This window comes from Paractinoplanes lichenicola, assembly GCF_016785085.1.
GTDB classification, from domain to species: Bacteria; Actinomycetota; Actinomycetes; order Mycobacteriales; family Micromonosporaceae; genus Actinoplanes; species Actinoplanes lichenicola.
Map to the genome: position 1 here is coordinate 205,549 of NZ_JAENHO010000001.1, position 26,052 is coordinate 231,600.

The window sequence follows — 26,052 nt, forward strand, 5'->3', positions numbered from 1 at the left end:
CAAAAGGGCCGTGAACGGAGTTCTACCGGATAACGTGAGAGTGAACAAGAGGCCGACTGTTGTTCACAGCCAAGCCGCAACCATTCGCTCGAAGGCTCGTCCGAACAGCCGATGACCAGCGCCGGAAGAGTTCACACGCGTTCACACAGCCGATACAAACTCGTGTTCACGGTAGGCCCTGCTCGGGCGGGCCGAAGGCGTTTCGAGCAGGTGCTCAGGAAGTCTGGCGGGCCGACGCGTCGGCGCTCAGGAAGCTTGGCGGGCCGGCATGTCGGCCAGCCAGGCGTCGGCCAGGTCGGCCAGGGGCACGTCGAGGGCCTGGCTCAGACAGACCACGGTGCCGAACGCAGGGGCGGGCATCCGGCCCGCCTCGATCTTGCGCAGCGTCTCGGGCGAGATGCCGGCCGCCAGGGCCACCTCGACGATGCTGCGACCGGCGCGGGCGGCCCGCAGGGCGACCCCGAGGCGGCGGCCGGCGGCGATCTGCTCGGCGGTGAGCGGCTGGCGAACCATGCCTGCACCATACCGCCCGCCGACCCCCGTGGTATAAAAATACCGGTATAGAAATTCGAGGAGGCAGTCGTGATCGAGCTGAAGTCGGCCGAGGAGATCGACCGGATGGCGGTGGCCGGCCAGTTCGTCGGCGAGCTGATCGAGGAGCTGAGCGGGGTCGCGGCCGTCGGCGTCAACCTGATGGACATCGAGCACCACGCCCGCCGCCGGATCAAGAAACGCGGCGCCGACTCCTGCTACTGGGACTACGCCCCCTCGTTCGGCCGCGGCCCGTTCCGCAACGTGCTCTGCCTGTCGGTCAACGACGCGGTGCTGCACGGTCTGCCCCACGACTACGTGCTGCGCGACGGCGACCTGCTCAGCATCGACATGGCGCTCGGCATCAACGGCTGGAACGCCGACTCGGCGTACTCGTTCGTCGTCGGCACGCCCGACCCCGAGGACCTCAAGCTGATCGAGGCGACCCAGGTCGCGCTGGAGGCCGGCATCGCCGCGGCCAAGCCCGGCGGCCGGATCGGCGACATCTCGGCCGCCATCGGCCAGGTCGCCCACTCGTACGGCTACGGCGTCAACCACGAGTTCGGCGGTCACGGCATCGGCCGCACGATGCACGAGGCCCCGCACGTCTCCAACGACGGCCGGGCCCGCCGCGGCATGCGCCTCGACCCCGGCCTCACCCTGGCCATCGAGCCCTGGCTGTGCAAGACCACCGACAAGATCCGCTACGACGAGGACGGCTGGACGATCCGCTCGGCCGACGGCTCCCGCACGGCCCACTCCGAGCACACGATCGCCGTCACCCCCGCCGGCCCCCGGGTGCTGACCCGGCGCCCCGGAGAAAGCCCGGCCGGGACGGCGGCGGCGCCAGGATCCCGGGCCGAGCGTCAGGCCTGATTCGGAGTCAGAAGAGTTCGATGACGGGGCCGTCGTCGACCGCCGCGGCCTTGGCGCCGGCATGTTCGCTGTGGGTCACGCGCTGGCGTGACATCACGTGCTTGTCCCGCAGGTTGTCGACGGAGACCGCACGTTCCCGCAGGGTCGCCTCGGGCACGGTGCCGCCGGTGTAGGCGATCACGTCCTCGGCCCCCTGCCTTACCTGCCCGATCGTCTCCGCCACGTGCTCGAGCATCTGGCGGGTGATGTCCTGGAACTGGACGTGCCCGACCGCCCCGGTGGTCTCGGCAGTGAGCGCGGCCGAGCTCTGCTCGACCTGGCGCAGGGCCTCCATCGTGTCGTGCAGGACCCCGCCCACCATCTGCGACATCTCGCGCTGGGCGTTGGCGATCTCGGTGAGCCGGCGGGTCATGGCGGTGTCCGCGGTGCCCAGGCCGGCCTCGCCGGCCTCCTGGCCGAACGAGGAGTCGTCGGAGAGCACCTTGTCGAGCCGGTTCGTCAGATCGGCGATGCTGCTGCCGATGCCCTGCGCGGCCTTGGCCGAGCGATCGGCGAGTTTGCGGACCTCGTCGGCGACGACTGCGAAGCCCTCGCCGGCGTCACCGGCCCGCATCGCCTCGATCATCGCGTTGAGCGCCAGGATGTTGGTGGCCTTGCTGACCTCCTCGATCTGGCTGACGTGCCGCTTGAGGCCGCGCATCTCGTCGACCAGCTCGCGGATCTGCTCGTCGCGGTACAGGAAGTACCGCACGAGCCGCTCCACGAGCTGGTCGTTCGACGAGGTGGCCTGGCCCAGCTCCGATTCCGTGCGCTCGAGCGTGCCGGCCAGCCGCGCTACGTCGTCGATCAGGCCGTCGGCCAGGCCGTCGACCTTGATCATCTGGCCGACGATCGACTCCGCGGCGGTGCCGGTCTGCCCGATGACGTCGTCGATGTGCGCGGCCGCGACCTCGCACACCGCGGGCACGTCCCGCAGCACGTCGCCGACGATTTCCGCCCGTACGCGCGTCTCCTCGGAGACATCGGGCGCACCGGACCGGCGGAGCAGGCGGGACATCGGAACCTCCTGGAAGGGCGCGCTCAGGCGCCGGGAACGACCTGCTTGATCACGCCGAGCAGCTGGTCGGGACCGACCGGCTTGACCAGCCAGCCGGTCGCGCCGGCCGACTTGGCCTCGTTGCGCTTGGTCTGCTCGGACTCGGTGGTCAGCATGAGCATCGGGGTGAACCGCATGCCGGGGGCCTTACGGGCCTCGCGGACGAAGGTGATCCCGTCCATCTGCGGCATGTTGACGTCACTGATGATGAGGTTGGGCTTGACGCCCTTGGCCAGCTTGTCCATGGCCTCCTTGCCGTGCCCCGCGGTCTCGACCGTGTAACCGGCCTTGGTCAGGATCGACTTGAGGCTCATGAGCATGGTGGCGGAGTCGTCGACAAGCATCACAGTGGTCATGGAGGTTCGCTTTCTGCTGAGGAAACCCCGCTGCTCCCCCTGAGCAGCGGCAACACCTGCGTGGCCAGGAAGGCGTCGGTCGGTGTTGAACTAATCCTCGGCTGGAAAAGCAGCAGAGCCTGGAGCGCGCCGGTGTGCATATGGTTGCAACGGCGCAGATTGACCTTGGGTTTGGACGTGGTCCGCAGCCAGGCGACGAGCGACTCCACCTCGTCGACGGTGACGACGTCGATCAGCGACGCGGTGTGCTCATTGAGTTCGAGCGGCAAGGCTGAGCACCTCCTTCATGTTCAGCACCAGCAGCACCAGGCCGTCGCCCAGCAGCGCGGTGCCGGAGAACTCGCCGGCGTAGGCCAGCAGGCCCTCCATCGGTTTGAGGATCACGTCGACCTCGCGGTGGAACTGCTCCACCAGCAGCCCCACCCGCTGGCCGTGCAGGCTGACGATGAGAACGCGCTGGTCGGCAGCCGGGTCGGGGGTCCACGGCATGTCCAGCACCCGGGCCAGGTCGATCACCGGGACCACTTCGCCCCGCAGCACAACGACATCCTGGTGCAGCACCCGGCCGATCTCGGCGGCCGGCACCCGGACGGTCTCGACGACCAGGTCGACGGGGATACCGAAGCGCTGCCCGGCCACGCTGACCACCATCACCTGGGTCACGGCCATCGACAGCGGCAGCCGCAGGCGCGTCGAGGTGCCCCGGCCGGGCTGGGAGCGCATCGTGACCGTGCCGCCGAGCTTCTCGACGCTGGCCCGGACGGCATCCATGCCTACCCCCCGCCCGGACAGGTCGGACACCTGATCGGCGGTCGAGAAGCCGGGCCGGAAGATCAGGTCCACGGCGTCCGTCTCGGTGAGCGCCTCCAGCTCGTCCTCCGAGATCAGACCCTTCTCGTACGCCTTGCGCTTGACCTTGTCCGGGTCGATGCCCCGCCCGTCGTCGGCGATCTCGACGATCACGGCATCACCGTCGGCCACCGCCGTGAGCGTGATCCGGGCCGCCGGCGCCTTGCCCGCGGCCACCCGCTCGGCCGAGGTCTCGATCCCGTGGTCGAGGCTGTTGCGCACCAGATGCACCAGCGGGTCGCCGAGGGCCTCGATGACGTCCTTGTCGGCCATGGTGTCGTCGCCCTCGGTCACCAGCTCGACGGTCTTGTCGAGCCGGCGCGAGAGGTCCCGGATCAGGCGCGGGAAGCGGGAGAACGCCACCGACAACGGCAACATCCGCACGTCCATCACCGCCGCTTGCAGCTCCTCGGCGATCCGGTGCAGGCCGGAGTACTGGTCCTTGATCCGGCGGCCCAGCACCCGGCTGCCGAATTCCTCCTCGGCCGCGTCGGCCAGGAAGGTCAGGCCGTTCTTGGCCACGTTGAGCTCGCCCACCAGCTCCATCAGGTGGTCGACCTTCTCCTGGTCGACCTTGAGGATGCGGGTGCCGACCTGACCACCGGGATCGTCGGCGCGGCCACGGTCGGCCGTCGCCCGCTCCACGGGCGGCGGCGGGGCGGCCGGTGGCGGTTCCTCGGGCGCCGCCGGTGTCTCGGCCAGCAGGGTGGCCACGCGGGCGGTCAGGGCCTCCACGTCCGGCTCGACGGTCTCGGCCGGGGCGCCCAACGCGGCCGCGGCGGCGGCCACCGAGTGGGCGACGGAGGACAACCGGGCGCCGGACGGCGAGTCGGCGGTCAGCGACCGCTGGGCGGCAGCCAGGATGGCGTAGGCGTCGCGGGCCAGCTCGAGGTTCTGCGCCTGCGACTGCACCACGGCCTCGGCCGCGGCCTGCGCCGGCCTCGGCGGGGGTTCCTCGCCGCTGAGGTGGCGGCGGATCGCCGCCCCGTCCAGCTCGACGATCTCGACCTGGTCGGGCACGTAGCGGAACAGGTGGTTGAGCTCCCCGACCGCGGCCCGGGTGGCCAGCACGAAGCCGATCAGGCACTGGTACTCGTCGTACGTCTCGGGCGGGGGCCACTCGAAGGGCTGGATCAGGCCCAGGCCGGCCAGCGCCGGCACCTGACGGACCAGATGCAGCGGGTCCTCGGCGCGGAAGAAGCAGCCCTCGTCCGGGGTGTAGCGCGCGAAGCGGATCGTCGCCGACGTGGTGACCAGCCACGAGGCGGTGCTCTCGAGCCATTCCGTCTCGAAGGCGCTCAGCCAGCCGGGCGCGCTGTCGGACACGGCCGTGGGGGCGACCGCGCTCGCCGAGTCGTCCGGCGCCGCCTGCTCGCCGCCCAGCGGGCCGCGCAGCTTGGTGATCAGGCTCTGCGCGGCCGGGCCGGCGGTCGCGGGCAGTTGCTCGTGCGTGGTGACGTAAGCCAGCCAGCCGCGGATAAGGTCGAACGCGGCCAGCAGGTCGTCGGTCATGCCCGAGTCGAGGGCGAGCCGGCCCGAGCGTACGGCGTCCAGCAGGTCCTCGGCGGCGTGGGTGAGCCGGGTCAGCTCGGGGAAGTCGAACAGCCCGGACGAGCCCTTGAACGTGTGGGCCGCCCGGAACACCTCGTTGACCAGCTCGGGGTCGCCGGGGTCCCGTTCCAGCTGCAACAGGCCCTCGTCGACCGAGGTCAGCAGGTCGGCCGCCTCCGCGAGGAACTGGGCCAGCAACGGGTTCATGCCGCGACACCCGAGGTGAGCATGCGGGCGACCCGGGCCAGCCGCTCGGCGTTGACCGGTTTGACCAGGTAGAGGTTGGCCCCGGCGGCGTAGGCCCGGTCGGCGTCGCCCGGCCGGTCCTCCGTGCTGATCATCAGGATCGGCGCGGGGGTTCCCACGGTCTCCGAGCGCAGCGTCTCGACGCAGGTGTAGCCGTTCATCTTGGGCATGTTGACGTCGACCACGAACAGGTCGAACGCGGTGGACATGGCGGCCTCCACCGCTTCCAGCCCGTTGGCCGCCGCGGCCACCTCGAAGCCGGCGTCGTCGAGCAGCTTCGTGTGATACATCCGCACCGTCGCGGCGTCGTCGACCACCAGCACCTTGGGACGGTTGTCGCTCATCGGGGGCCTCCGCTCGGCCGTTGGTAGACGATGCCCTCGGGCAGGCGCGAAGGCGTGAAGATCGGCGAGATGCGGCTCATCGACTCGGAGTGGCCGAGAAACAGGTAGCCGCCGGGGCGCATCGCGCCGTAGAGGTTCTCGGCGGCCCGTCGGCTCGACAACTCGTCGAAGTAGATGAGCACGTTGCGGCAGAAGATCACATCGAAGTCGCGGAACGCCCGCATCGACGTGGTGTCGCAGACGTTGATCTGGTGCAGGGTGACCGCGCCGCGGATGCCCGCGTCGAGCTGGTAGCGGCCCGCGCCGACCGGGGCGAAGTACTTGGCCCGCCAGGACATCGGCACCCGCTGCAGCGAGCGTTCCCCGTAGCTGGCGTGGGCGGCCTTGTCGAGCACGGCGCTGTCGATGTCGGCGCCGTGGATCTCCACGTCCACGTGGTCGATCTGGTCCCACTCCTCCAGCAGCCGCAGCGCGATCGAGTAGGGCTCCTCCCCGGTCGAGCAGGGCAGCGACAGGATCTTGACCGGCCCGGTCATCCGGCCCGCGCCGCCCCGGGCGGCCAGCACGTCCGGCAGCACCGTCTTGAGCAGCGAGTCGAACTGGTAGTCCTCGCGCAGGAAGTACGTCTCGTTGACCGTGAGCTGGTTGATCAGGTCCTGCAGCAGTCCGGACCGGTCGCTGAGCCGCAGCGCGGAGAACCACGCGTTGAAGCCGGGGAACCCGGCCTGCTTGATGCAGGTCTCGATCCGCTTGTCGACGAAGTATCGCTTGGACTCGGTGAACTGGATGCCGGTGCGCTTGTAGAAGAACTCGCGGAACTTCTCGAAGTCGACGGCGCTGAGCCCGGCCGTCGTCGAGCTGGTCATCCGACCGCCGCCTCGACCGTGAACCGCAGGAACGGGTCGTCGGGGAAGCGGCGGACCGCGTCACGCAGCAGTTCGGTGTGCTCCGGGCCGAGCGAGGGCAGCAGCGCGTCGACGGCCGCGGTCACGACGTTGGGGTGCGGGTCCTGGCGGATCATGTCGGCCAGCCAGGTCAGCGACCCGGGGTGGGCCAGGTCGGCCAGCACCATCGCGGTCATCACCCGTACGTCGTGGTCGGGGTCGTCGATCAGGCGCGGGATGATTGCCGGCACCGAGCCCGGCATGGTCGACAGGGCTTCGGCCACCGACGTCCGCAGATCGGCCTCGTCGCTGGCCAGGTGGATTGCGAGCGCCTCGGCGACCTCGGTCGTGTCGTGCGCGGCGAGCGTTGTGAGCAGGGCATCCCGTACGGTCGAGGCCGTTTCCGGCCCCACTCGGGCGAGCAGGTGCGGCACCGCCTCGGCCACGCCGTCCAGGCCCAGCGCCGCCTCCCGCCGGCAGTCCGGGTCCGGATCGTCGAGCTGCCGCAGCAACGTCTCCACGGACGGCGCGGCCTTCGCCTCGGCTGGTTGCTGTTCCCGACGGACAAGTCCCACGATTCCCCTCCTCGTTCCTCAGCGGACCCACTGGGCCAGGCGGTCCGCGATCGCGTACGACGGCAGCACCTCGGTGGCGCCGCCCCGGCGGGCCAGCTCGCCCGGCATGCCCCAGACCACCGCCGTCTCCTCGGACTCGGCGATCGTCCGGCCGCCCTCGGCCCGCACCGCGGCCATCTCGGTCGCGCCGTCGTCGCCCATCCCGGTCAGCAGGGCGCAGACCAGCCGCTCGGCCGCGACGTGCCGGCGGGCCGAGGCGACCAGCCGGTCGACGCTGGGATGCCAGCGGTACTCGGCGCCGGCCGGGACGCTCTTGACGATCAGACCGTCGGTGCGCCGGGCCACCACCACGTCGTTGCTGCCCCGGCCCAGATAGATCGAGCCCGGGTGGACCGTCATGATGCGGTCGACCTCGTGCACCCGCAGCGCACAGCTCTCGTCGAGGCGCCGGGCCAGCGTGGCGGTGAACGACGCCGGGATGTGCTGCGCGATCACCACCGGGGCGCTCAGCGTGCCGGGCAGCTGGGGCAGCAGGTCGGCCAGCAACGCCGGGCCGCCGGTGGACGAGCCGATCACCACGAGGTCGGTCTTCCGGCCCGTAACGGGCTCGCGGGGCGGCGGCGTCTGCCGGATCCGGGCCGAGAGCCCGTGGGCCCGGCCGATCCGGGCCTTGGCCGCGGCGCGCACCTTGCCGGTGATCTCGGTGGCGATGTCGCTCATGTTCAGCGACACCGTGCCGCCGGGCTTGGCCACGTAGTCGACCGCGCCCAGCTCCAGCGCCTCCAGGGTGATCAGGGCGTTCGCCTCGGTCAGGGACGACACCATGACCACCGGGGTGGGGCGCTCCGCCATGATCTTGGCCAGGCAGGTGAGCCCGTCCATCTCGGGCATGTTGACGTCGAGCGTCACCACGTCGGGACGGGCCCGGTCGAGCTGGTCGAGGGCGTCGGCGCCGTTGCGGGCCGTGCTCACCTCGAACCCGCCGGCCTCCTCGAGGATGCCCCGGATCGCCCGGCGCATCAGCGCGGAGTCGTCGACGACCAGGACCGATGTGTTCGACATCGGCGATCCCGTCAGACCGGCTCGAGGACGTCGGCGACGACCTCGTCGAGCACGGCCTCGAGGTCGCGAGCCTGCTCGGCCGCCAGCAGCTCGCCCACCTGCACCAGCAGCAGCATCCGTTTCTGCTCGGGCAGGTTGGCCACTCGCGAGACGATCCGGGCCTGCTCGGCCGAGAGCTGCGGGGCGGGTTCGAGCACGTGCCGCCCGACCCGGGCCACCTCGGCCACCGAGTCGACGATGAAGCCGGTCCGGACGCCGCCGATGATCAGCACCACGATCCGCTGACGCTCGTCGCGCTCACCGCGCGGCAGCCCGAGCCGGGTCCGCAGGTCGACCACGGGCAGCACCGTGCCGCGCAGGTTGACCAGCCCCTCGACGAACTCGAAGGACCGGGGCACGCGGATGAGCGCCTCGGGCACGCGGATGATCTCCTGGACCGCGTCGACGTCGACCGCGTACTCCTCGGCGTCCAGCCGGAACACGACGAACAACTCCTCGTCGCCGCGGCCGTCGTCGTCCCGCTGTTCCTCCGTCATCGGTGGCCCGTCCTCCCGGTCCTGGTGCTCGGCGATCTCGTTGCGTACCTCGGGCGAGTCGAACATCCGGTTGACGCTCAGGACCGACACCAGCCGTTTGCCGTCCTCGAGCCGGCACACCGACTCCACCTCGCTCTTGCGCCCGTCCCCGGCCATGAAGGCGGGCAGCGGCGCGACCAGCTGGTGCGGCACGCGGAGCACCTCGCGCACGGTGTCCATCACCACGCCGACCACCCCGCCGTCGAGCGAGACCACGACGATCCGGTTCTGCGGCTCGAGCGGGGTGACCGGCAGCCCGAACACGCGGCGCATGCTGACCACCGGCAGCAGCCGGCCCCGCAGGTCGATCACGCCCAGCACCCGGCCGCCCGAGTTCGGCACGTGGCTGACCGACTCCGGCGCCTGCACGATCTCCTGCACCTGGTCGATCGGCAGCGCGTACTCCTGGCCCTGCACGGCGAAGCTGACCAGCTCGAGCGTGTCGTCGCTCTCGGTCTCCACCTCGGACTCCGGCATCCGGGCCGCCGTGCCCGCCGGCTCCCGCGCCGCCGCGGCCTCGGCCAGCCCGTCGAACTGGCTGCCGACCAGCCGGTCCACGTCGAGGACGCTGGTCATCAGGCCGTCCTTCGACTTGATCACGCCGACCAGGACGTCGGAGCGGACCGTCGACTGCACCGAGTCGGCCGGCTCCATGTCCGCCGGGTCGATGCTGATCACGCTGGCCACCCGGTCGACCACGAAGCCGAGCGGCACACCGCCGTCCACGATGATCACCCGGGTGGTCTCGTCGTGCTCGGCCGTCTCCATGGCGCAGCACTCGCGCAGGCTCACCACCGGCAGCACCCGGCCCCGCAGGTTGGCCAGGCCCTCCAGGGCGGGCGGGCCGAGCGGCACCTTGACCACGGCGGGCATCCGGATGATCTCCTGGACCTGGCTCATCGGGAAGGCGTAGCGCTCGCCGGCCATGTCGAACGTGACGTAGTCGGCGTTGCCGCCGTCGGTCTCCTCGTCCCGGTCGTCCTCGCTGGTCATGAGCGCGCTCACCCGGCGTTCTGCAGCTCGTCGGCGAGCGCCGCGATCTCCTCGACGGCGGCCGCCAGTTCCTCCGCACCCTGGGCCTGCTCGCGGGCCGCGGTCGAGGCCTGGCCGGCGAGCTGCTCGGCCTGGTTGGCCGCGGTGGCGATCTGCTCCAGGCCGGACTTGACCTCGCCCAACGTCCCGGCGATCGACTGCGCGGACTCGCGGACCTCGTCGTTGCCCGCACGCACCTGCTGCATGTCACGCTCGATCTCGCTCAGCCGCTCGGTGGTCACCTTGGCCGCCTCGACCTCGGCCAGCGCCTGCCGGCTGGTCTCCTCGAGGTCGCCGCGCACTTCCACGATGCGGTCCTGCACCGACTTGACCAGATCCTTGATCCGGTCGGCGTTGTCGGCCGAGTCGCGGGCCAGGTTGCGGATGTCGGTCGAGACCACCGCGAAGCCCTTGCCGAACTCGCCCGCCCGGGCCGACTCGACCGAGCCGTTGACGGCCAGCATGTTGGTCTGGATCGAGACGTTGGCGATGGCGTCGACGATCTTGTCGATGCGCCGGGAGATCTGCTCGAGCTCGGAGACCTTGCGGACGTTCTCGATGCCGTCGCGGGCGGCCTGGCCGATCGCCTGAATCATCGAGTCGACCGACACCTTGTTCGCGCCCAGCAGCTCGAGGATGGCGTCGGCCCGCTCGACCGCGGCACCGCCCCGGGTCGCCGACAGCTGCGCGCCCTGCTCGATCTTGGTGACGGCTTCGCTGGTCTGCTGGGCCTTCTCGGCCGCCGTCCGGGCCCCCGAGTTGATCTCGGAGATGGCCGTGTTGATCTGGGCCGCGGCCCGGTTGATCTCCTCCACCGCGGCCGACAGCTCCTCGGCGGTCGAGGCGACGTCCTCGGCACTCTTGGTGATGTCGGTGCTCGACCGCAGCGTCTCCGAGACCTCGGCCAGCGCCTCGGCCGCCTGCTCGCTCTGCCGCAGCGCGCCGGTCTGCTGATTCACCGTCTGCAACGACTGCTCGCACGCCGCCGACTGCTGCTCGGCCGCCGCGGCGATCTCCTCCGACCGGGCCTTGGCCGAGCCCGCCGCGGCCTGCGCCTGCACCGCCGCGCCGGCCATCTCGGTCGCGCCCGCCATGATCGAGCCCATGTCGGCCCGGATGGTCTCGAGCTGATCGGTGATGGTCTTGCCCTTCTCGACCTCGCCGCGGGCCGTCTCGGCCGAGGACTGCACGCCCGAGGCGATCACGGTGACGCTCTCGCGCACCTCGTCGATCAGGTCGCGGATCTGCCGGGCGCTGCGCTCGCTCGTCTCGGCCAGCGTGCGCACCTCGTCGGCCACCACCGCGAAGCCCTTGCCGTGCTGGCGGGCCCGGGCGGCCTCGATGGCCGCGTTGAGCGCGAGCAGATTCGTCTGGTCCGCGATGTGTGCAACTGTTTTGACAATCTCGCCGATCTCGTCGGCCTGCTTCTCGAGCTCGCTGATCGTGCCCACCGAGGCGGTCTGCCGGGTCGAAGCGTTGTCGACGTTGGCCAGCAACATGCTGATGCCGTTACGGGTCTCCTGCAGCAGGCCCTGCAAAGCCTGACTGAGCTCGGCGACCTGCCGGGTAGTGGTCTCCTGCCGGCCGACCTGCTCCTCGACCTGGTTCATGGCGGCCAGGCTCTGCTGGGTCGCGCCGGAGGCCTGTTCGGCGCCGGCCGAGATCTGCTGCATGGCTTCGGTCAGCTGACGCGAGGCCTCGGCCGCCTCGGCGTTCTGGGCCGAGATCTCGGCCGTGGCGGCGGCGATCCGCTCGGCCGCCTGCTGCTGTTTGGCGACCGAGCGGGCCTGCCGCCGGCTCGCCTCGGTGTCGCCCGCGCCGGGGCCCCCGCCGCGGGCCGGGCGGGTGGACACCGGCGCGGAGACCGGCCGGCTCGCGCGAGCGGGGTCGGTGGCCCGCCCGTTGGCGCTACTCGTAGTCAAGGGCATGGAGGTGGGCTCCCCTCTCCTGGAAGCTGCCGAGGACGCCGGACCAGGCCGGACCAGGCGCTTTCCTCACCTTCGGATCCTGGCACCGGCCACGGCGGCAGGAGTGGCGTTCGAAGGACTTGCAACTGCCTGATTTTTTCCGCCGTGTGGCAGGTTGCACGGCCCCGATGAGGACCGGAGCTCAGCCATGTCCTCGGCGGGCGCTCGAGGACGGGGCGGCGTCGCCCGGGAGCCAGGGCCGGCCCGCATCCGGCTTCGTACGGAGTTCGCCACCGGCTGGATCTTCCGCGGAAAGATCCAGTCGTCATGGCGACACATCAACCGTCGTTTCTGCGGATGCGACGAAGATGGCAGGCAGACGCTAGGAGCAGCATTTGACTGTCCACCTCCGGGGGCGAACCGCGATCGCCGACCGGCCCGTCGACGGCCCGCTGGACCATCTGCGCACGATGATCCAGGCGCTTCCGGTGCCCACCGCGCCGCTGACGTTTCCCAGCCGGGAGGCGGCGCTCGGGCTGGCCCTGATGGACCTGTCGTTCCGGCTCGACCACGTGCCCCGGCTCTCGGAGCACCTGACGCTGATGGACCGCGGGCACATGAGCCGCACGATCAGCGTCGACGTCGACCTCGACCTGATCTCCGGGCGGCTGCGCGACACGCTGCTGGTGCCCGGCGATCCGGAACGGGCCGGGCCGCCGTCGCTGTGGGTGCCGGTGTCCCGCTACAGCCGCCGCGACCTGGCCCCGGTGACGATCCGCGACTCCAGCGGCGAGGTGGTGCCGCGCCTGTCGCACCGCGACGCCAACCGGGTCACCGCGGCCGCCTTCGTCAAGCTGCTGAGCATGCTGATCAACGCGCACGACGACGTGTCGGCGCCGGCCAGCCCGATCCATCAGCTGCGCCACACCCACCAGCGGTCGCGCTGGCTGATCGAGGCCGCGATCACCGAGCTGATCATGGTGGGCGCGCCGGCCGGGCCGCGGCTGCACACCCCGCTCGACCACGCCGACCTGCTCGACACGGGCGGTGGCGGTTCCCGAGCCGTACGGGATCTGGCCCTGCTCGGCCTGGACGACCTGTTCGCGTCGGAGGGCGGCGAGGTGCCGTTCGCCCGGCTGCTGCAGCTCGCGATCCGGCAATACGTGCTGGTCGCGCAGCTCGGCCTGGGCCGCCCGCGCCGGTTCCTGACCTGGGACGCGCCGCTGCTGCCGGCCCAGCACCGCCCGGCCCCGCTGCAGTCGCTGGCCAAGAGCGTGCTGCCGGTCAACCGCGAGTTCGTCGTCGAGTACGAGACCGAGATCCCGCGGTCGGTCAAGGCGTACCACCTGACCCTGGAGACCCGGCAGGAGATCAGCGTCCGCCGGTTCCTGATGTCGTGCGACGTCGACGAGGAGTTCGTCGAGGTGCTGGCCCAGGATCTGGAGTCGGTGGCCCACCGTGCGGAGGCGCTGGGCAGCCACCACAAGCTGCTCGAGCTCGAGATGCAGAGCATCGCCTCGCGGCTGGCCGAGCTGGGCCGGCGGCGGCTGGTCGACCTGGCCGGCTACGAGGCCTATCTGGCCCGCCTGCCGATCCCGGTCGGTCCCGGCTCGGCGCCCCCGCCCCGGCCGCTCAGCGCCAAGCAGGTGGTCGACGCGCTCTCCGCGGGCGACTGCTCGCTCGAGGTGCTGGCCGCCTTCTGCGCGCATTACGCCTCCGACGGCATGCAGCACCTGGCCAAGAGCGACCTGGCCGGGCCGGCCCTGCGCAACATCGCCGCCGGGCTGCGCGCCTCGCAGGTCGGGCGCGACATCACCACCGACAACGACCCCCGCGAGTACGGCGCGCACGCGAACTGGCGCCGCCCGTCGGTCGAGCTCAGCCCGCAGTCGACCGAGCCCGTACGGGTGTTCGCCTTCATGACGCTGGCCGACGAGGCCCCGGCGCTGATCGAGAGCATCACCCGGATGGTGGCCGGGCTGGCCCTGGTGGTGCTCGGGATCGGCACGCTGCTCTCGGGCGGGGTGGCCTGGCTGTATTCGCCCGAGATCCCCGAGGACTTCGTGCCCGAGCAGGCCGACGCCGTGGTCGCGGTGCTGCTGCTGGTGCCCGGCCTGCTGCTGGCCCGGCTCGACCTGCCCAGCACGAAATCGGTGCTGGGCCAGCTGCACCAGTTCCAGCGGACCCTGGCCGCCGCCTCGGTCGTGGTCACCACCGCCCTGGCCATCGTGGTCGGCACCGTGCAGTCCGACCGTGAGATGACCCGGCTCTTCCAGCTCGCGCTGGCCGTGCTGATCGGCATCCTGATCTGCTGTGTGTGCGAGTTCTACGCCCGGCGGATCCACCGCAGCAGCCCGGTGCCGCGCTCGACGAAGATCCCGCGCTGGCTGCGCGACGCCCGCCGCTCGACCCGCCCGCCGGTCGAGCCGGACGACTTCTTCGACGCCCGTGGAGAGGTGTAGATGACGTCCCCCGCCAACTCCACCAAGTCGTCCGAGCTGGCCCGGATCGCGGCCGAGGCGGCCGGCACGTACTTCTCGTCGGTGCAGTTCACGCTGACCCACGGGCTCGGCAACGGCCCGCCCCCGATGCCGGTCATCGACCCCGACAAGGACGACCCGAACGGCTGGCCGACCGACTTCTGCCACTTCTCGGCGGCCGGGCTGTCGGTGTCGGTGTCGACGTGGCCGTCGGCGATGTCGGCGTTCAGCGGCCGGGTGCAGATCGGCACCGACGAGGACGCCGGTCACCGCGACACGTATTCGTACTTCGGGCACGCGGTGCCCAACCCCGGGTTCCTCAACCAGTCCACCCGCAAGGTCGAGGTGCTGATCACGCTGGGCACCGCGCACTGGTCGCCGACCTACCGCGAGGCGCTGATGCAGGCGCTGATCATCGAGAAGCTGACCGCCCTGGCCGCCGAGCGCGACGCCCCGGTGCTGCACCTGCACACCCCGGTCGCGCCGGTGCCGCTGAGCATCAAGAGCGAGCGCGGCGACGGCTCCAACGAGCGGCTGCGCGACGCGATCGCGCCCTGTCTGCGGTTCTCGATCGGGGTCGACCCGCAGATGTCCGGCGCCCGGCTCGACTTCGAGACCGAGCTGGCCGCGCTGGCCGAGGAGTACGGCTTCGGGCTCAAGCTGAGCGATCAGCGGTTCAACCGCGTACGGGGGGAATGGTTCACGATCCGCGGCTTCGACCGGGAACGCTTCCGGCAGGCCCGCAACCGGCTCTTTCCGCGGGCGTCGTCCAACACCCCGCGGCGGGCCGCCGTCGTGAGCGTGGTCGGCCCCTCCCGTACGGGAACCACGGCGACCGCGGTGGCGGCGCTGCGCGAACGTGGGGTCGGGGTGCTGGCCGCGTCCATCTCGAGCATGCGCAAGACGACCTTCATCAACCTGGTGCTGCCGGTCGACCCCGAGGTGCCCGAGGAGCTGCCGCCGTGGTCGGGTGGCTGGCTCGACGCGCTGCCCAGGCTGAGCGGCTTCGCCACGCTGCGCCCCGCGGTCACCGACCGGGCCGACGACAGCCTGATCGCGGACTGGAAGGTGGCCGTCAGCCCGCCGATGCGCTGCACCTATCCGAACTCGAGCCAGCAGACCGGCGCCACCACGACCGGCCGGGTGCCCTACCCGATCTGGCTGTGGTGGCAAATTCCCCACCGTACGGTCGACACCCCGGCCCTGCTCGGCGTGGTGCAGGCCGCGCTGCAGCCGCACACCCGGCGCTGCGAGATCGCCTACGCCCAGTCCCGCCTGTGCCGGGGCGACGTCGTCCGCGGCCGGGCCAAGCTGATCGTGATGCTGTCGCAGGAGAAACGCGACCACGCGGCCGTGCAGCGCCTGCTGACCGACGCCACCGAGACGGCCCAGCTACGCATCCGCGAACAACTGCCCGCCCTCGGCCGCGTCGACCCGAGCAAGGTCCGCCTGCGCCTGTCACCGCGCGAGCGATGGCTGACGTACGCGGGCATCTCGGCCTAACGTTCGTACCAGCTCAGGTCGGCCACGACGGCCCGGTGGTCGGAGGGGTGCAGGCCGTCGACCGGCTCGCCGGCCAGGTGCACCTCGGTCACCCGGACGAGCTGGTCCTCGCGGCCGGGGCGGAAGAAGATGTGATCGATGCGCTGGTCGATCAGCTGCGGGCCGGCCTCCAGCGGCGCCGACGGGTGCGTGGACGGCAGGGTCACCGCGTCAGCCGCTCCCCCGCCCGCGGCCCAGGCGTCGATCAGCACGTCACCCGCCCGCCGCAGGACCGGGGAATCGGCCGCCGCGTTCAGGTCCCCCATCAGCAGGACCGGGCAGGGACCGTCGAAGCGCGGCTCGGTGGCCAGGTCGGCGACGAAGGTGCCCTGCGCGATGCGGTCGTCGGTGTAGGCCACGCCGTAGTCGAGACAGGCCGCCACGATCGGCAGCGGGCCTTGGGGATGGGCAACCCGGACGGTCAACGCGACCGGATCCCAGGCGCGGTGCCGGGCCGGCATCGGGAGCACCTCGTGGTCGAGGACGGGCCATTTGCTCAGCACCGCGATCCCCAGGTCTGCTGCGGGCGGGTAGGACGGCGCGGCGAACACGGCGTGCATTCCCAGCGTCTCGGCCAGCTCGTCGGCCTGGGTCGTTCCTTCGCCGGCCCACACCTCCTGCAGCGCCACGACATCCGGCCGAAACCGTTCCAGCGTGGCCCGGATGCCGGGCTGGCGGTCCTCCCAGTGCGGCCCGAACCGCCACCACAGGTTCCAGGTCATCGCACGAACCGTGCTGTCAGTCATGACTGACGTCCGTACCCCTCCGGCAACCGACGCCACACCTCACACGGTCATGCCTATCCCGACTCGTCCCACCCGGTGCATCAGGTCGTGCTGGCCCACCGGCAGTGGTTCCTCGAGACGGTCGGCGAGCTGATGGCCGAGATCGCGGAGTCCGACTCCGAGGCGGCCGCGCAACACTTGGTCATGCTCCGGGACGGCGCCATGGCCGCGGGCTGCCTCTTCGACCCCGACACGATCAGCGAAACCTTCCTGCGCGGGGTCAACGGGATGGTCGAACGCCACGGCGCCCGCTCATCCCAGCCGGCCGCCTGACGCCGGTCGCCCTCGCGGCGGATGAACGGGTTGGGGCCGTTCGAGCAGGACCGGTCAGCGTCGCGATGGCGCCGGGCGGCGCAGGCACGGCCTGCCGACTGCCACGGGTTCCGAGCACAACGTGCACCAGGAAGCCGGGACGGTCTCGTGCCACAGGGCCGCGAAGATGGCGGGGGCGGCGTCGTACAGCACCAGCCGGGGGTGCCGCGCGAAGTACCGCACGGCCCAGCGGTCGCGCTCCGGCGGCCACCCGACCAGCCGCGCCTGGACGGCGACGTCCGGCCCGCTCCACCACAGCTCAGCCGGGCCGCCGGCCTCCGGGACGGGTGGGGGCAGGCCGGCCTCGTCGGCGATCAACCCGACGTTCGACGGGGTGAAGCACTCGAAGGGCTGGTGGTACCACTCGTGCACCTCGTACAGCATCGCGTGCCGCTCGAGTCGCTGCTCGAGGGAGCGGTCGACGACGCGGGAGGGCCACCGTCCGGGACCCATGGCGGTGCGGCCGTCGAGCAGGACATCGACGCCCCACGTCCAGTGGCCGTCGACGATGCCGGTGAAGGCGAGCCCGTACGGGGTGTCGTGGGCTGATGTTTCACCCTCGAGGCCGTAGTCCATGGTGTTGCCGCCGGTGATGGAGTAGGACAGCCCGCCGTAGCGCTCCTCGAAGGCGACCATGGCGTCGGCCAGCCGAGGGTCGTCGGCCGTCGAGCGGATGGCCGCCTCGGTCATGTGCGGGAGGCGTTGCCCGCGCTCGGCGAGGAGGCGGCGGACGCGCGGGGAGATTCGCGGATCGTCAGCGATGTATATGCGACGAATACTAGCGCTTGCAGATCAGCCACTCGCCGTCGCGCTTGATCAGGTGGACCTCGCCGTTCTCGCCGATCAGGCCGAGCGGGCGGGGGCCGTTGGCCTGGTCGAGGAACTGCCGGCCGGCTTCGGAGGCGTCGTCGGTGCCCTTGACGTCGATCGTGATCGTGGCGACCGCGGTGTCGGCGGTCTCCTCCGTGATCTCGCCGGCCTTGAAGTCGTAGCCGAAGTCGTCGAGGGCGGGGTCGGCCTGCACGGCTTCGGCCTGGGCGTTGGCGATCGTGTTGTCGGACGGGCTGAGCGCCTCGTCGCAGATCAGGGCTTCGATCGCCTTGTCGTCGGACTTGTTGGCCGCCTCGGCGAGGGCCTTGAGCGTGTCTTCGGGCGAACCACTGTTGCCGCAGGCCGACAGGGCAGCGACGGCCGCGAGAGCGACCAGGACCCGTACGGGGGAAGTCACCTCGGTGAGCATAGTGGACGATGCCAAATCTATCGACGTGGGTTGATATCCGGACAGAGGGCTGCGATGCTCCCATTGGGAGCGCTCCCACTCATCCCCCATCCCCGACGAACGGAGGACCGACATGACACCCCGTCCCCGCTGGGTGCTCGTTGTGCTTCTCGCTCTCGTAGCCGGCCTGCTCCCCTTCAGCGGCGCGGCACAGGCCCACGGCACCATCATCAACCCGGCCAGCCGGGCCTATCAGTGCTGGAAATCCTGGGGCAGCCAGCACACCAACCCGGCCATGCAGCAGCAGGATCCGATGTGCTGGCAGGCGTTCCAGGCCAACCCCGACACCATGTGGAACTGGATGAGCGCCCTGCGCGACGGCCTCGGCGGCCAGTTCCAGGCCCGTACGCCCGATGGCCAGCTCTGCAGCAACGGCCTGACCCGCAACGACAGCCTGAACCGGACCGGCGCCTGGCGGACGACCGACGTCTCGCGCAACCTGACGGTCCAGCTGTACGACCAGGCCAGTCACGGCGCCGACTACTTCCGGGTCTACGTCAGCAAGCAGGGGTTCAACCCGGCCACGCAGAGCCTGGGCTGGGGCAACCTCGACTTCATCACGCAGACCGGCCGGTACGCCCCGGCCCAGAACATCTCGTTCAACATCTCGACGTCCGGCTACACCGGGCACCACCTGCTCTTCGTCATCTGGCAGGCGTCGCACCAGGACCAGACCTACATGTGGTGCAGCGACGTGAACTTCACCGCATGAAGCGTTACGTAGGAGTGGCGGCGATCCTGCTCGCGGTGGCGGGCGGGATCGCCGTCCTGCGCGATTCCGGGGAAGATGTGGCGGCGCAGGTCACGAACCGGATGCGGGGCATTCTCGAGGAGTCCGATCCGGGCACGCACAACCATGCCGGGCAGCAAGCCGAAGGTACGGTGATCTGCGGAGTCCGGGTCTACGGCTACGAGCCGCCGGACGCGAGCGCGCTCACCGCCGTACGGGAAATCTATGGTTTTCACCTGTGTGGCGTGGCCGAGGACAAGCAGCCGTGGGACGTGGCGGTCAAGCTGGCCGGGCCGGTGATCCTCGACCTGTCGGCCGAGCCGCCCGGCATCCGGGTCGTGGAGGCCACCGCCGAGGTCAAGTACGTCGACCGGCTGCGTGAGATGTTCCCCGCGAAGTATGCCGACCTGGCCCAGAAGGAGGCGCTGACCGAGGACGAGATGGCCGACCTGCGCCGCCGCTACGACGACGCCGCCGGCCTGTGACTCACCAGTCCATCCACCCGTCCAGGCTGGGTTTGCGCAGGATCGCGGGCTCGTCGTAGTCGATCGCGGTGAGCCATTGCCGGTCCGGCAGCGCCCGATAGCCGAGCCCGGCCAGATCCCGTACGACGATGGGGATGTGCAGCGCCCCGAAGACCACCGCGACCTCCGTGTCCTCGGCCGCGAATTCGGTGTCGATCTCGTGCATCACGTGCAGCAGCTCGTCCTCGCGCTGGACGTCGAGCTCGTCGCGCGGCACCACGGTGTGGTCGTGCAGGTTCTTCCAGTCGACCTCGGTGGCCATCCAGTCGCCGGCGCGGGCCATGTGCCAGGCCAGGAACGGCGTGCTCAGGTGGGCCAGCATTCGCTCCTCGGCCGACATGCGGCGCTCGGGGTCGGCGTCGGGGGCCAGGAAGGAATCCGGGAAGATGATCGGGACGCCGAGGGCGCCGTAGTCGATGTCCTGCGGCACCAGATCACGGGCGGTGCGCTGACGGGACAGGCGCATGGCATTGGCGTACGTCATGCCGGTCGAGCTCGGCCCGTCCCAGATCTCGGCGATGACCGCCGAGCACGAGCGCAGCCGCTGCCAGATCGCCCAGTAGTAGTCGGCGTGGCCCATGTGGATCGTCGGGATGATCACCCAGCGCAGCCCGCCGGCGGGTCGCTGGAAGACCGACACGGACGTCCGGAATCCGAGCTCGCTCATCTCGGTCAGCTGCATGCCCCCAGCGTAGGAAGCGGTAACCAGCCGACTACGCCGCACATGCGCACTGGAGTTGGGCCGCGCGGCCGACCAGAGTGCGATGCATGCCGACCAGATACGCCGACCCGCCGATGGAGCAGCTGCTGCTTCGTCTCCCGGCCCGGCATCGCGAGGTCCTCGTGGCCACGTATTTCCGCGGCCGGACGACCGACGAGGCCGCCCGCGTGCTCGGCCTGCCCCCGAGAGCGGTCAAGGCCCGGCTCTACGAGGCGATGCGCGAGCTCTGCGACATGCGAATCTGCTGACAGCAGACCCGCGTCTGCTCACGGCAGATTGGCTTGGTGCCGGCCCGTACAAACTCCCATGGTGGTCCCAGAGAGCGAGGGGATCACATGACTCAACCGATTGCCGGATCGATCGACGACCAGGTGGCCGCGCGGCTGCTGCACCAGCGGATCGTCGTGCTGGGCCAGGAAGTGGACGACCAGATCGCCAACCGGCTGTGCGGGCAGCTGCTGCTGCTGTCGGCCGAGGACCCGCGGGCCGTCATCAGCCTCTACATCAACTCGCCGGGCGGGTCGGTCAGCGCCGGGCTGGCCATCTACGACACCATGCGGCTCATCCCCAACGAGGTCAGCACGCTGGCGCTGGGGCTGGCCGGCAGCATGGGCCAGTTCCTGCTGACCGCGGGCGCGCCGGGCAAGCGGTTCAGCCTGCCGCACGCGCAGATCCTGATGCACCAGGGCTCGGCCGGGTTCGGTGGCACGGCGGCCGACGTGGAGATCTACGCCGACCAGCTCGACCGGGTGGGCACGACGCTGCTGCGGCTGACCGCCGAACACACCGGGCAGCCGATCGAGGTGGTGGAACGGGACAGCCGGCGCGATCGCTGGTTCACCGCCGAGGAGGCCCTGGCGTACGGGCTGATCGATCACGTGCTGGACAGCGTGGACGACGTACGCCCCGAGATGACCCGCCAGCCGATGGGTCTGAGCGCATGAGCGAGCTTGCGAGCGAATCATCAGGCTCAGTGCCCGGCTCGGGCCTCTGCCGTAGCGGAGCGGAGGCGGGGGCATGAGCCAATACACGATTCCCACCGTCGTCGAGAAGACCCCCAACGGCGAGCGGGCGTACGACATCTATTCGCGGCTGCTGTCGGACCGGATCATCTTCCTCGGCACCGAGATCGACGACGGCGTGGCCAACGTGGTGATCGCCCAGCTGATCCACTTGGAGTCGGCCGGCGAGCAGGAGATCGGGCTTTACATCAACTCGCCCGGCGGTTCGTTCAGCGCGCTGACCGCCATCTACGACACCATGCATTTCGTACGGTGTGACATCGCCACGATCTGCGTCGGTCAGGCTGCCTCGGCCGCCGCGGCCCTGCTCGCCGCGGGGACGCCGGGCAAGCGGTCGGTGCTGCCGCACGCCAAGGTGACGCTGCACCAGCCGTCGAGTCAGGCCCGGGGCACGCTGCCCGACCTGGCGGTGGAGGCGAAAGAGGTGGCCAAGGTGCGGGCCGAGATGGATCGGATCCTGGGGCGGCACACGGGGCACCCGGTCGAGAAGATCCGCGCCGACACCGATCGGAGCATGGCGCTGACCGCACCCGAGGCGGTCGCCTACGGCCTGGCCGACCGGGTGATCACCTCACGGCCGGAGCGGGCGTACCGGCTGACCGCGGCGAGCTGATCAGGCGGCGAGCATCATGACGCCGCCGGACCGGCCCGGTGCCGGCGGCGCGACCGGGGCGAGCCGCAGCACGGGGGCCACGTGGCCGACGAGGTCGAAGCGGACTTCGGCCAGCAGATCGGACAGCTCGATCTGCAGGGCGTCGCAGACCGCGGCCAGGATCTCGGAGCTGGGCTCCTTGCGGCCGCGCTCGACCTCCGACAGATACTGCACCGACACGTTCGCCTCGCGGGCGACCTCGGCCAGGGTGCGGCGCTGCTCCAGCCGGTGGCGGCGCAGCACCCGGCCGACGACCGTACGTAGCAAGGGCCGTTCGTTGTCCGCCATGCGGCTCACCGTACCCAGCCCGCCGACGCCCCCGATACCCCGGTTCGCCAGCAGCGTAGAGCCGGCTGTCAGCCGCCGATCTCGACGGCCTGGCCGGTGACCGTGATGCCCTCGGCGAAGTCGACGACCTGCTCGTCGCTGAGCCCGACCGTCTCGGGCACCTGCACATTCACCTTGCGGCCGCTCGCATCGGAGAACAACAACCAGCGGGTCTCGGACAGCTTGCCCGCCGACTCGAGCGGGTGCCCGAGCTGTCCCGGGCGCCCGTTGACGTCGACCTTCTTGATCGGCGACTCTCGGGGGAAGGTGGACAGGCCCTGGAGGGAGACCGAGATACGCCCCTCGAGGCTGAGCGTCGGCCGCCTCGGCGACGGTCAGGCCCTCGACGTAGCGCAGCACGACGGCGGCCCGCTGGCGGGGTGGCAGCGTGGCCAGCAGCGCGAGCATGGTCCGGTCCTCGTCGTCCGACGCGGAGGCCGGCAACTCGGGCAGCTCGGAACGCACCTGCTCGCGCCGGCGGAACAGGCTGCGGTGCTCGTCGGTGGCCGCGTTGACGACACACCGCCGCGCGTACGCGTCCACCGTCTCCGGCCGCACGCGGGGCCAGGCCAGATAGAGGTTGGTCAGCGCGGTCTGCACCACGTCCTCGGCCCAGGCGGTGTCGCCGGAGACCAGCAGCGCCGCCGTACGCACCAGCGCGGCGCGGCGGGCCGTCACGAACTCGGTGAACTCGCGTTCCCGATCGGGGTGTTGCTTCATGGCTCTTCTACGGATCGGCCCCCGCGCCAGGTTGCACGCGGGGGCCGAATTCTGGATCACATCAGAGCGGCAGCCACTCCATGCTCGTGGTGATCTCGGCCAGGATCTCGGGGATCGGCTGGACGCCCAGGCCGGGGCCGGTGGGGACGGGCAGGTGGCCGTCCTGGAGCACGAAGGGTTCGGTCACGTCCGTACGGAAATAGCGGTCCGAACCCGACGTGTCGCCGGGGAGGGTGAAACCGGGCAGGGCGGCCAAAGCCACGTTGGCCGCCCTGCCCAGGCCTGTTTCGAGCATGCCGCCGGCCCACACCGGGATGCCGTTGGCGACACACACGTCGTGGATGCGGCGGGCCTCGAGGTATCCCCCGACGCGGCCCGGCTTGACGTTGACGATGCTGCACGCGCCGAGGCGGATGGCGTCGGCCGCGGCCCGGGCCGAGACGATCGACTCGTCCAGGCAGATCGGCGTCCTGACCCGCTTGGCCAGTTCGGCGTGGCCGAGCACGTCCTCCTCGTCGAGCGGCTGCTCGATCAGCAGCAGGCCGAACGGGTCGAGCGCGGCCAGCAGCGGCGCCTGCCCGACCGTGTACGCCGTGTTCGCGTCGACCTGCAGCAGCACGTCGTCGCCGAAGCGCTCGCGAACCGCCCGTACGGGCTCGACGTCCCAGCCCGGCTCGATCTTGAGCTTGATCCGGACGTAGCCCTGGCCGAGGTAGCCGTCGACGGCGTCGAGCAGCTCGGGGATCGAATCCATGATGCCGACCGACACCCCGCAGGGCACCCGGTCGCGGGTGGCGCCCAGCTCGCGGGCGAACGACCGGCCCTCGGCCCGCAGCTCGGCGTCGAGCACCGCGGTCTCCAGGGCGGCCTTGGCCATCCGGTGACCCTTGAACTTGTGCAGGGCCGGCGCGACGGCGGTGGCCGCGGCCGGCGGGCGGGCGGCCAGGGCGGGCACCAGATAGCGGCGCAGCACGTCGGCCGCGGCCTCGACATATTCGCTGGAGTAGAGCGGGTCGCTCATCGCGACGCACTCGCCCCAGCCCTCGGCCTCGTCGGTGACGGCGCGCAGCAGCAGGACGTCGCGCTCGGTCTCGGTGCCGAACGACGTGCGGAACGGCGCCACCAGCGGCATCTTGATGCGCCGGAGCTCGATCCCGGTCAATTTCATGCGTCTGCCCTCTCCACCACATACCAGCCGGCCCGGTCGAAGCCGGTGACCCGGGCCCCGCCGTCGATCAAAGAACCGAGCACATCCCGTACGGCGATCCGCCAGCGCCGGGCGCAGGCCGGATCGGTGCGGCGCAGCGACTCGATGTCGGTCGGCACCGCGACCAGCAGCGTGCGGCCGTCGGCGGGGCCGATGACCGGTTCGCCGCCGGGCGTACGGTCCAGGGCGACCGCGGCGCCGGCCAAACTCAACGGCTGCGGACGCCCCGGGACGGTCAGGTCCCAGCGCAGCAGCAGCCGGTCGGTGTCGTCGGCGCCGTTGATGCCGTCGCTCATGGCGCCGTAGAAGTGCGGCAGATATTGCACCGGGAGGCCGCCCAGCTTGGCCATGTTGAAGTAGGCGTTGCGGCTGACCAGCGGGTCGTAGGTCCAGCTGATCGTGTGCACGCCGAGGTCGAGCGCCCAGGCCCGCTGGTGCAGCTTGAGGGCGTAGCCGATGCTGCGGCCGTGGGCGGCCCGGCTGACCCCGGCGATGTGGCTGTGCATCTCGCGCCGCCCGGGCGGGCCGAAGAAGGCGATGCACGCGCCGACCATGCCGGTGGCGTCGAACGCCCCGGCCACGTAGTTGCCGGCCTTGGTCATCGCGCGCAGCAGGTCGCGGGTCACCGGCGGGTCGGCCGGGTCGGACTGCCAGATGGTGTCGAACAGCCGGCACACGTCGTGCAGCTCGGCCAGCTCGGTCAGGACGCGCACCTCGACCCCGGCCGCACGGGCGGCCGCGTCGGCCGCCGTGGCCGGGCTGAGCAGGTCACTCATTGCCCGTCACCTCCACCACGAGCGCCGCCACCAGCGCCGCCCGGCGCGGGATCTCGGCGATCACCACGTGCTCGCCGGCCGCGTGGGCGCCGCCGCCCACCGCGCCGAGTCCATCCAGCGTAGGCGTGCCGGCACCGGCGGTGAAGTTGCCGTCGGAGGCGCCGCCGACCGCGGCCCGGGCCGGCGGGGGCAGGCCGAGCCGGGTGGCGATCGCCTGGGCCCGCGTGAAGAGCGCGTCGGAGGCGGTGGCCTCGAGCGGCGGGCGGTTGGGGCCGCCCTCGATCGTGAGCCGGGCCTCCGGCAGCGCCGGGGTCAGCGCGCGCAGGGCGGCGTCGACCCGCTGCTGCTCGGCGATGGTGCGGGCGCGGACGTCGACGGCGAACTCGCCCGCCGCCGGGACGGTGTTGGTGGTGGTGCCCGCGGTCATCCGGGTCGGCACCACGGTGGTTCCGAGCGCCGGGTCGGCCAGAGCCTGCACGGCGAGCACCTGGTGGGCCAGCTCCACGGTGGAGTTGACGCCCGCCTCGGGTTCGAGCCCGGCGTGCGAGGCGCGGCCGGTCACCCGTACGCGGTAGAGGGAAACGCCTTTGCGCTCGGTCTTGAGGGCTCCCCCGTCGGCCGCGCCCTCCAGCACCAGGGCCGCCGCGCACCCGGCGGCCTCCTTCTCGATCAGCTCGCGCGACGTCGGCGAGCCGAGCTCCTCGTCCCCGGTGATCAGCACGGTCACCCCCGTACGGTCTCTGAGCGACGCCACCGCGTGCAGGGCCTGGACGACGCCCGCCTTCATGTCGAAGCAGCCCGGCCCGCGCAGCGTCTCCCCCGTCATGTCGTACGGGGTGTGCGCGAGCGTGCCGATCGGCCACACCGTGTCATGGTGGCCCAGCAGCAGCACCCGGGGCGGGCCGACGCCGAAACGCCACCGCAGATGGGTCCGGCCGTCGATCACGATCAGCTGGGGGCCGGCGCCGAACAGCCGGTGCCCGACCGCGGCCACGACCTCGGCGCTGCGGGCCACGGCGGCCCGGTCGTCCGAGGGCGACTCGCAGGTCACGAGCTCCCGCACGTCGGCCAGCATCGCGCACAGGTCCACG

28 protein-coding genes and 2 pseudogenes are annotated in these 26,052 nt (G+C 71.2%); 9 read left to right on the forward strand and 21 right to left on the reverse strand.

The window, feature by feature from the left end:
* Positions 1–246: 246 nt before the first annotated feature.
* A complete protein-coding gene (locus JKJ07_RS01000) occupies positions 247–513 on the reverse strand; it encodes a helix-turn-helix domain-containing protein (RefSeq protein WP_202989227.1) in 267 nt (88 codons plus the stop codon).
* Between the two features lie 69 nt (positions 514–582).
* Here JKJ07_RS01000 and map point away from each other — a divergent pair, with 69 nt between their 5' ends.
* Entirely contained in the window at positions 583–1,407 is an 825-nt protein-coding gene (gene map, locus JKJ07_RS01005; RefSeq protein WP_202989228.1) for a type I methionyl aminopeptidase, read from the forward strand.
* A gap of 7 nt (positions 1,408–1,414) precedes the next feature.
* On the opposite strand, the gene JKJ07_RS01010 is transcribed toward map, so the two are convergent.
* From JKJ07_RS01010 to JKJ07_RS01055, 10 genes are read right to left on the reverse strand one after another with little or no spacing between them, the layout of a single operon-like run.
* Entirely contained in the window at positions 1,415–2,464 is a 1,050-nt protein-coding gene (locus JKJ07_RS01010; protein WP_202989229.1) for a methyl-accepting chemotaxis protein, read from the reverse strand.
* Between the two features lie 23 nt (positions 2,465–2,487).
* Complete coding sequence (locus JKJ07_RS01015; RefSeq protein ID WP_202989230.1) at positions 2,488–2,859, reverse strand: response regulator; 372 nt, start codon at positions 2,857–2,859, stop codon at positions 2,488–2,490.
* Positions 2,856–3,128, reverse strand: a complete 273-nt coding sequence (locus tag JKJ07_RS01020) for a hypothetical protein (RefSeq protein ID WP_202989231.1) — start codon at positions 3,126–3,128, stop codon at positions 2,856–2,858. The genes JKJ07_RS01015 and JKJ07_RS01020 overlap by 4 nt, the downstream gene beginning before the upstream one ends.
* The gene (locus JKJ07_RS01025) at positions 3,109–5,466 is read right to left on the reverse strand and encodes a chemotaxis protein CheA (RefSeq protein ID WP_202989232.1); all 2,358 of its coding nucleotides are present in this window, start codon (positions 5,464–5,466) and stop codon (positions 3,109–3,111) included. Before JKJ07_RS01025 ends, JKJ07_RS01020 begins: the two co-directional genes overlap by 20 nt.
* A complete protein-coding gene (locus tag JKJ07_RS01030; protein WP_202989233.1) occupies positions 5,463–5,849 on the reverse strand; it encodes a response regulator in 387 nt (128 codons plus the stop codon). Before JKJ07_RS01030 ends, JKJ07_RS01025 begins: the two co-directional genes overlap by 4 nt.
* On the reverse strand, positions 5,846–6,715 hold the full coding sequence (locus tag JKJ07_RS01035; RefSeq protein WP_202989234.1) for a CheR family methyltransferase: 870 nt from the start codon (positions 6,713–6,715) through the stop codon (positions 5,846–5,848). Before JKJ07_RS01035 ends, JKJ07_RS01030 begins: the two co-directional genes overlap by 4 nt.
* Positions 6,712–7,308, reverse strand: coding sequence for a HEAT repeat domain-containing protein (locus tag JKJ07_RS01040; protein ID WP_307834081.1), 597 nt, complete (start codon positions 7,306–7,308; stop codon positions 6,712–6,714). Before JKJ07_RS01040 ends, JKJ07_RS01035 begins: the two co-directional genes overlap by 4 nt.
* 18 nt (positions 7,309–7,326) lie before the next feature.
* Positions 7,327–8,370, reverse strand: a complete 1,044-nt coding sequence (gene cheB / locus JKJ07_RS01045; RefSeq protein ID WP_202989235.1) for a chemotaxis-specific protein-glutamate methyltransferase CheB — start codon at positions 8,368–8,370, stop codon at positions 7,327–7,329.
* Between the two features lie 11 nt (positions 8,371–8,381).
* Positions 8,382–9,938, reverse strand: coding sequence for a chemotaxis protein CheW (locus JKJ07_RS01050; RefSeq protein ID WP_202989236.1), 1,557 nt, complete (start codon positions 9,936–9,938; stop codon positions 8,382–8,384).
* Between the two features lie 8 nt (positions 9,939–9,946).
* The gene (locus JKJ07_RS01055; RefSeq protein WP_202989237.1) at positions 9,947–11,905 is read right to left on the reverse strand and encodes a methyl-accepting chemotaxis protein; all 1,959 of its coding nucleotides are present in this window, start codon (positions 11,903–11,905) and stop codon (positions 9,947–9,949) included.
* Positions 11,906–12,279: 374 nt separating this feature from the next.
* Between JKJ07_RS01055 and JKJ07_RS01060 the strand changes: the two genes are divergently transcribed.
* Both JKJ07_RS01060 and JKJ07_RS01065 read left to right on the forward strand, forming a co-directional pair.
* Positions 12,280–14,346 carry a hypothetical protein gene (locus JKJ07_RS01060; RefSeq protein ID WP_202989238.1) on the forward strand — a complete coding sequence of 689 codons (2,067 nt, stop codon included), beginning with the start codon at positions 12,280–12,282 and terminating at the stop codon, positions 14,344–14,346.
* On the forward strand, positions 14,347–15,867 hold the full coding sequence (locus JKJ07_RS01065) for a hypothetical protein (protein WP_202989239.1): 1,521 nt from the start codon (positions 14,347–14,349) through the stop codon (positions 15,865–15,867).
* On the opposite strand, the gene JKJ07_RS01070 is transcribed toward JKJ07_RS01065, so the two are convergent.
* Positions 15,864–16,652: an endonuclease/exonuclease/phosphatase family protein gene (locus tag JKJ07_RS01070; RefSeq protein ID WP_202989240.1), complete on the reverse strand. Its 789-nt coding sequence runs from the start codon at positions 16,650–16,652 to the stop codon at positions 15,864–15,866. The two genes, JKJ07_RS01065 and JKJ07_RS01070, sit on opposite strands and share 4 nt — an antisense overlap.
* A 75-nt stretch (positions 16,653–16,727) precedes the next feature.
* Between JKJ07_RS01070 and JKJ07_RS01075 the strand changes: the two genes are divergently transcribed.
* On the forward strand, positions 16,728–16,964 hold the full coding sequence (locus tag JKJ07_RS01075; RefSeq protein WP_202989241.1) for a hypothetical protein: 237 nt from the start codon (positions 16,728–16,730) through the stop codon (positions 16,962–16,964).
* A gap of 54 nt (positions 16,965–17,018) precedes the next feature.
* On the opposite strand, the gene JKJ07_RS01080 is transcribed toward JKJ07_RS01075, so the two are convergent.
* On the reverse strand, positions 17,019–17,693 hold the full coding sequence (locus tag JKJ07_RS01080) for a hypothetical protein (protein ID WP_202989242.1): 675 nt from the start codon (positions 17,691–17,693) through the stop codon (positions 17,019–17,021).
* A gap of 88 nt (positions 17,694–17,781) precedes the next feature.
* The gene (locus JKJ07_RS01085; protein WP_202989243.1) at positions 17,782–18,243 is read right to left on the reverse strand and encodes a nuclear transport factor 2 family protein; all 462 of its coding nucleotides are present in this window, start codon (positions 18,241–18,243) and stop codon (positions 17,782–17,784) included.
* A gap of 112 nt (positions 18,244–18,355) precedes the next feature.
* Here JKJ07_RS01085 and JKJ07_RS01090 point away from each other — a divergent pair, with 112 nt between their 5' ends.
* Entirely contained in the window at positions 18,356–18,994 is a 639-nt protein-coding gene (locus JKJ07_RS01090; RefSeq protein ID WP_202989244.1) for a lytic polysaccharide monooxygenase auxiliary activity family 9 protein, read from the forward strand.
* Complete coding sequence (locus tag JKJ07_RS01095) at positions 18,991–19,497, forward strand: hypothetical protein (RefSeq protein ID WP_202989245.1); 507 nt, start codon at positions 18,991–18,993, stop codon at positions 19,495–19,497. Before JKJ07_RS01090 ends, JKJ07_RS01095 begins: the two co-directional genes overlap by 4 nt.
* A gap of 1 nt (position 19,498) precedes the next feature.
* On the opposite strand, the gene JKJ07_RS01100 is transcribed toward JKJ07_RS01095, so the two are convergent.
* A complete protein-coding gene (locus JKJ07_RS01100; RefSeq protein WP_202989246.1) occupies positions 19,499–20,218 on the reverse strand; it encodes a hypothetical protein in 720 nt (239 codons plus the stop codon).
* 86 nt (positions 20,219–20,304) lie between these two features.
* Between JKJ07_RS01100 and JKJ07_RS01105 the strand changes: the two genes are divergently transcribed.
* From JKJ07_RS01105 to JKJ07_RS01115, 3 genes are all read left to right on the forward strand, one after another.
* A complete protein-coding gene (locus JKJ07_RS01105; RefSeq protein WP_202989247.1) occupies positions 20,305–20,505 on the forward strand; it encodes a sigma factor-like helix-turn-helix DNA-binding protein in 201 nt (66 codons plus the stop codon).
* A gap of 87 nt (positions 20,506–20,592) precedes the next feature.
* Entirely contained in the window at positions 20,593–21,201 is a 609-nt protein-coding gene (locus JKJ07_RS01110; RefSeq protein ID WP_202989248.1) for a ClpP family protease, read from the forward strand.
* A gap of 73 nt (positions 21,202–21,274) precedes the next feature.
* On the forward strand, positions 21,275–21,892 hold the full coding sequence (locus tag JKJ07_RS01115; RefSeq protein ID WP_202989249.1) for a ClpP family protease: 618 nt from the start codon (positions 21,275–21,277) through the stop codon (positions 21,890–21,892).
* Between the two features lie 90 nt (positions 21,893–21,982).
* Here the strand turns inward: JKJ07_RS01115 and JKJ07_RS49430 are convergent.
* The 6 genes and pseudogenes from JKJ07_RS49430 to JKJ07_RS01135 form a co-directional block, all read right to left on the reverse strand.
* Positions 21,983–22,219, reverse strand: a pseudogene (locus tag JKJ07_RS49430) (helix-turn-helix domain-containing protein); the annotation flags it as partial.
* A 68-nt stretch (positions 22,220–22,287) separates the two neighbouring features.
* Positions 22,288–22,422, reverse strand: a complete 135-nt coding sequence (locus JKJ07_RS50930; RefSeq protein ID WP_268919043.1) for a hypothetical protein — start codon at positions 22,420–22,422, stop codon at positions 22,288–22,290.
* 190 nt (positions 22,423–22,612) lie between these two features.
* A pseudogene (locus JKJ07_RS52160) lies at positions 22,613–22,978 on the reverse strand (sigma factor); the annotation flags it as partial.
* A gap of 61 nt (positions 22,979–23,039) precedes the next feature.
* Entirely contained in the window at positions 23,040–24,146 is a 1,107-nt protein-coding gene (menC, locus tag JKJ07_RS01125; protein WP_202989251.1) for an o-succinylbenzoate synthase, read from the reverse strand.
* Complete coding sequence (locus JKJ07_RS01130; RefSeq protein WP_202989252.1) at positions 24,143–24,961, reverse strand: GNAT family N-acetyltransferase; 819 nt, start codon at positions 24,959–24,961, stop codon at positions 24,143–24,145. Before JKJ07_RS01130 ends, menC begins: the two co-directional genes overlap by 4 nt.
* The gene (locus JKJ07_RS01135) at positions 24,954–26,051 is read right to left on the reverse strand and encodes a M20 family metallopeptidase (protein ID WP_307834082.1); all 1,098 of its coding nucleotides are present in this window, start codon (positions 26,049–26,051) and stop codon (positions 24,954–24,956) included. Before JKJ07_RS01135 ends, JKJ07_RS01130 begins: the two co-directional genes overlap by 8 nt.
* Position 26,052 lies beyond the last annotated feature (1 nt).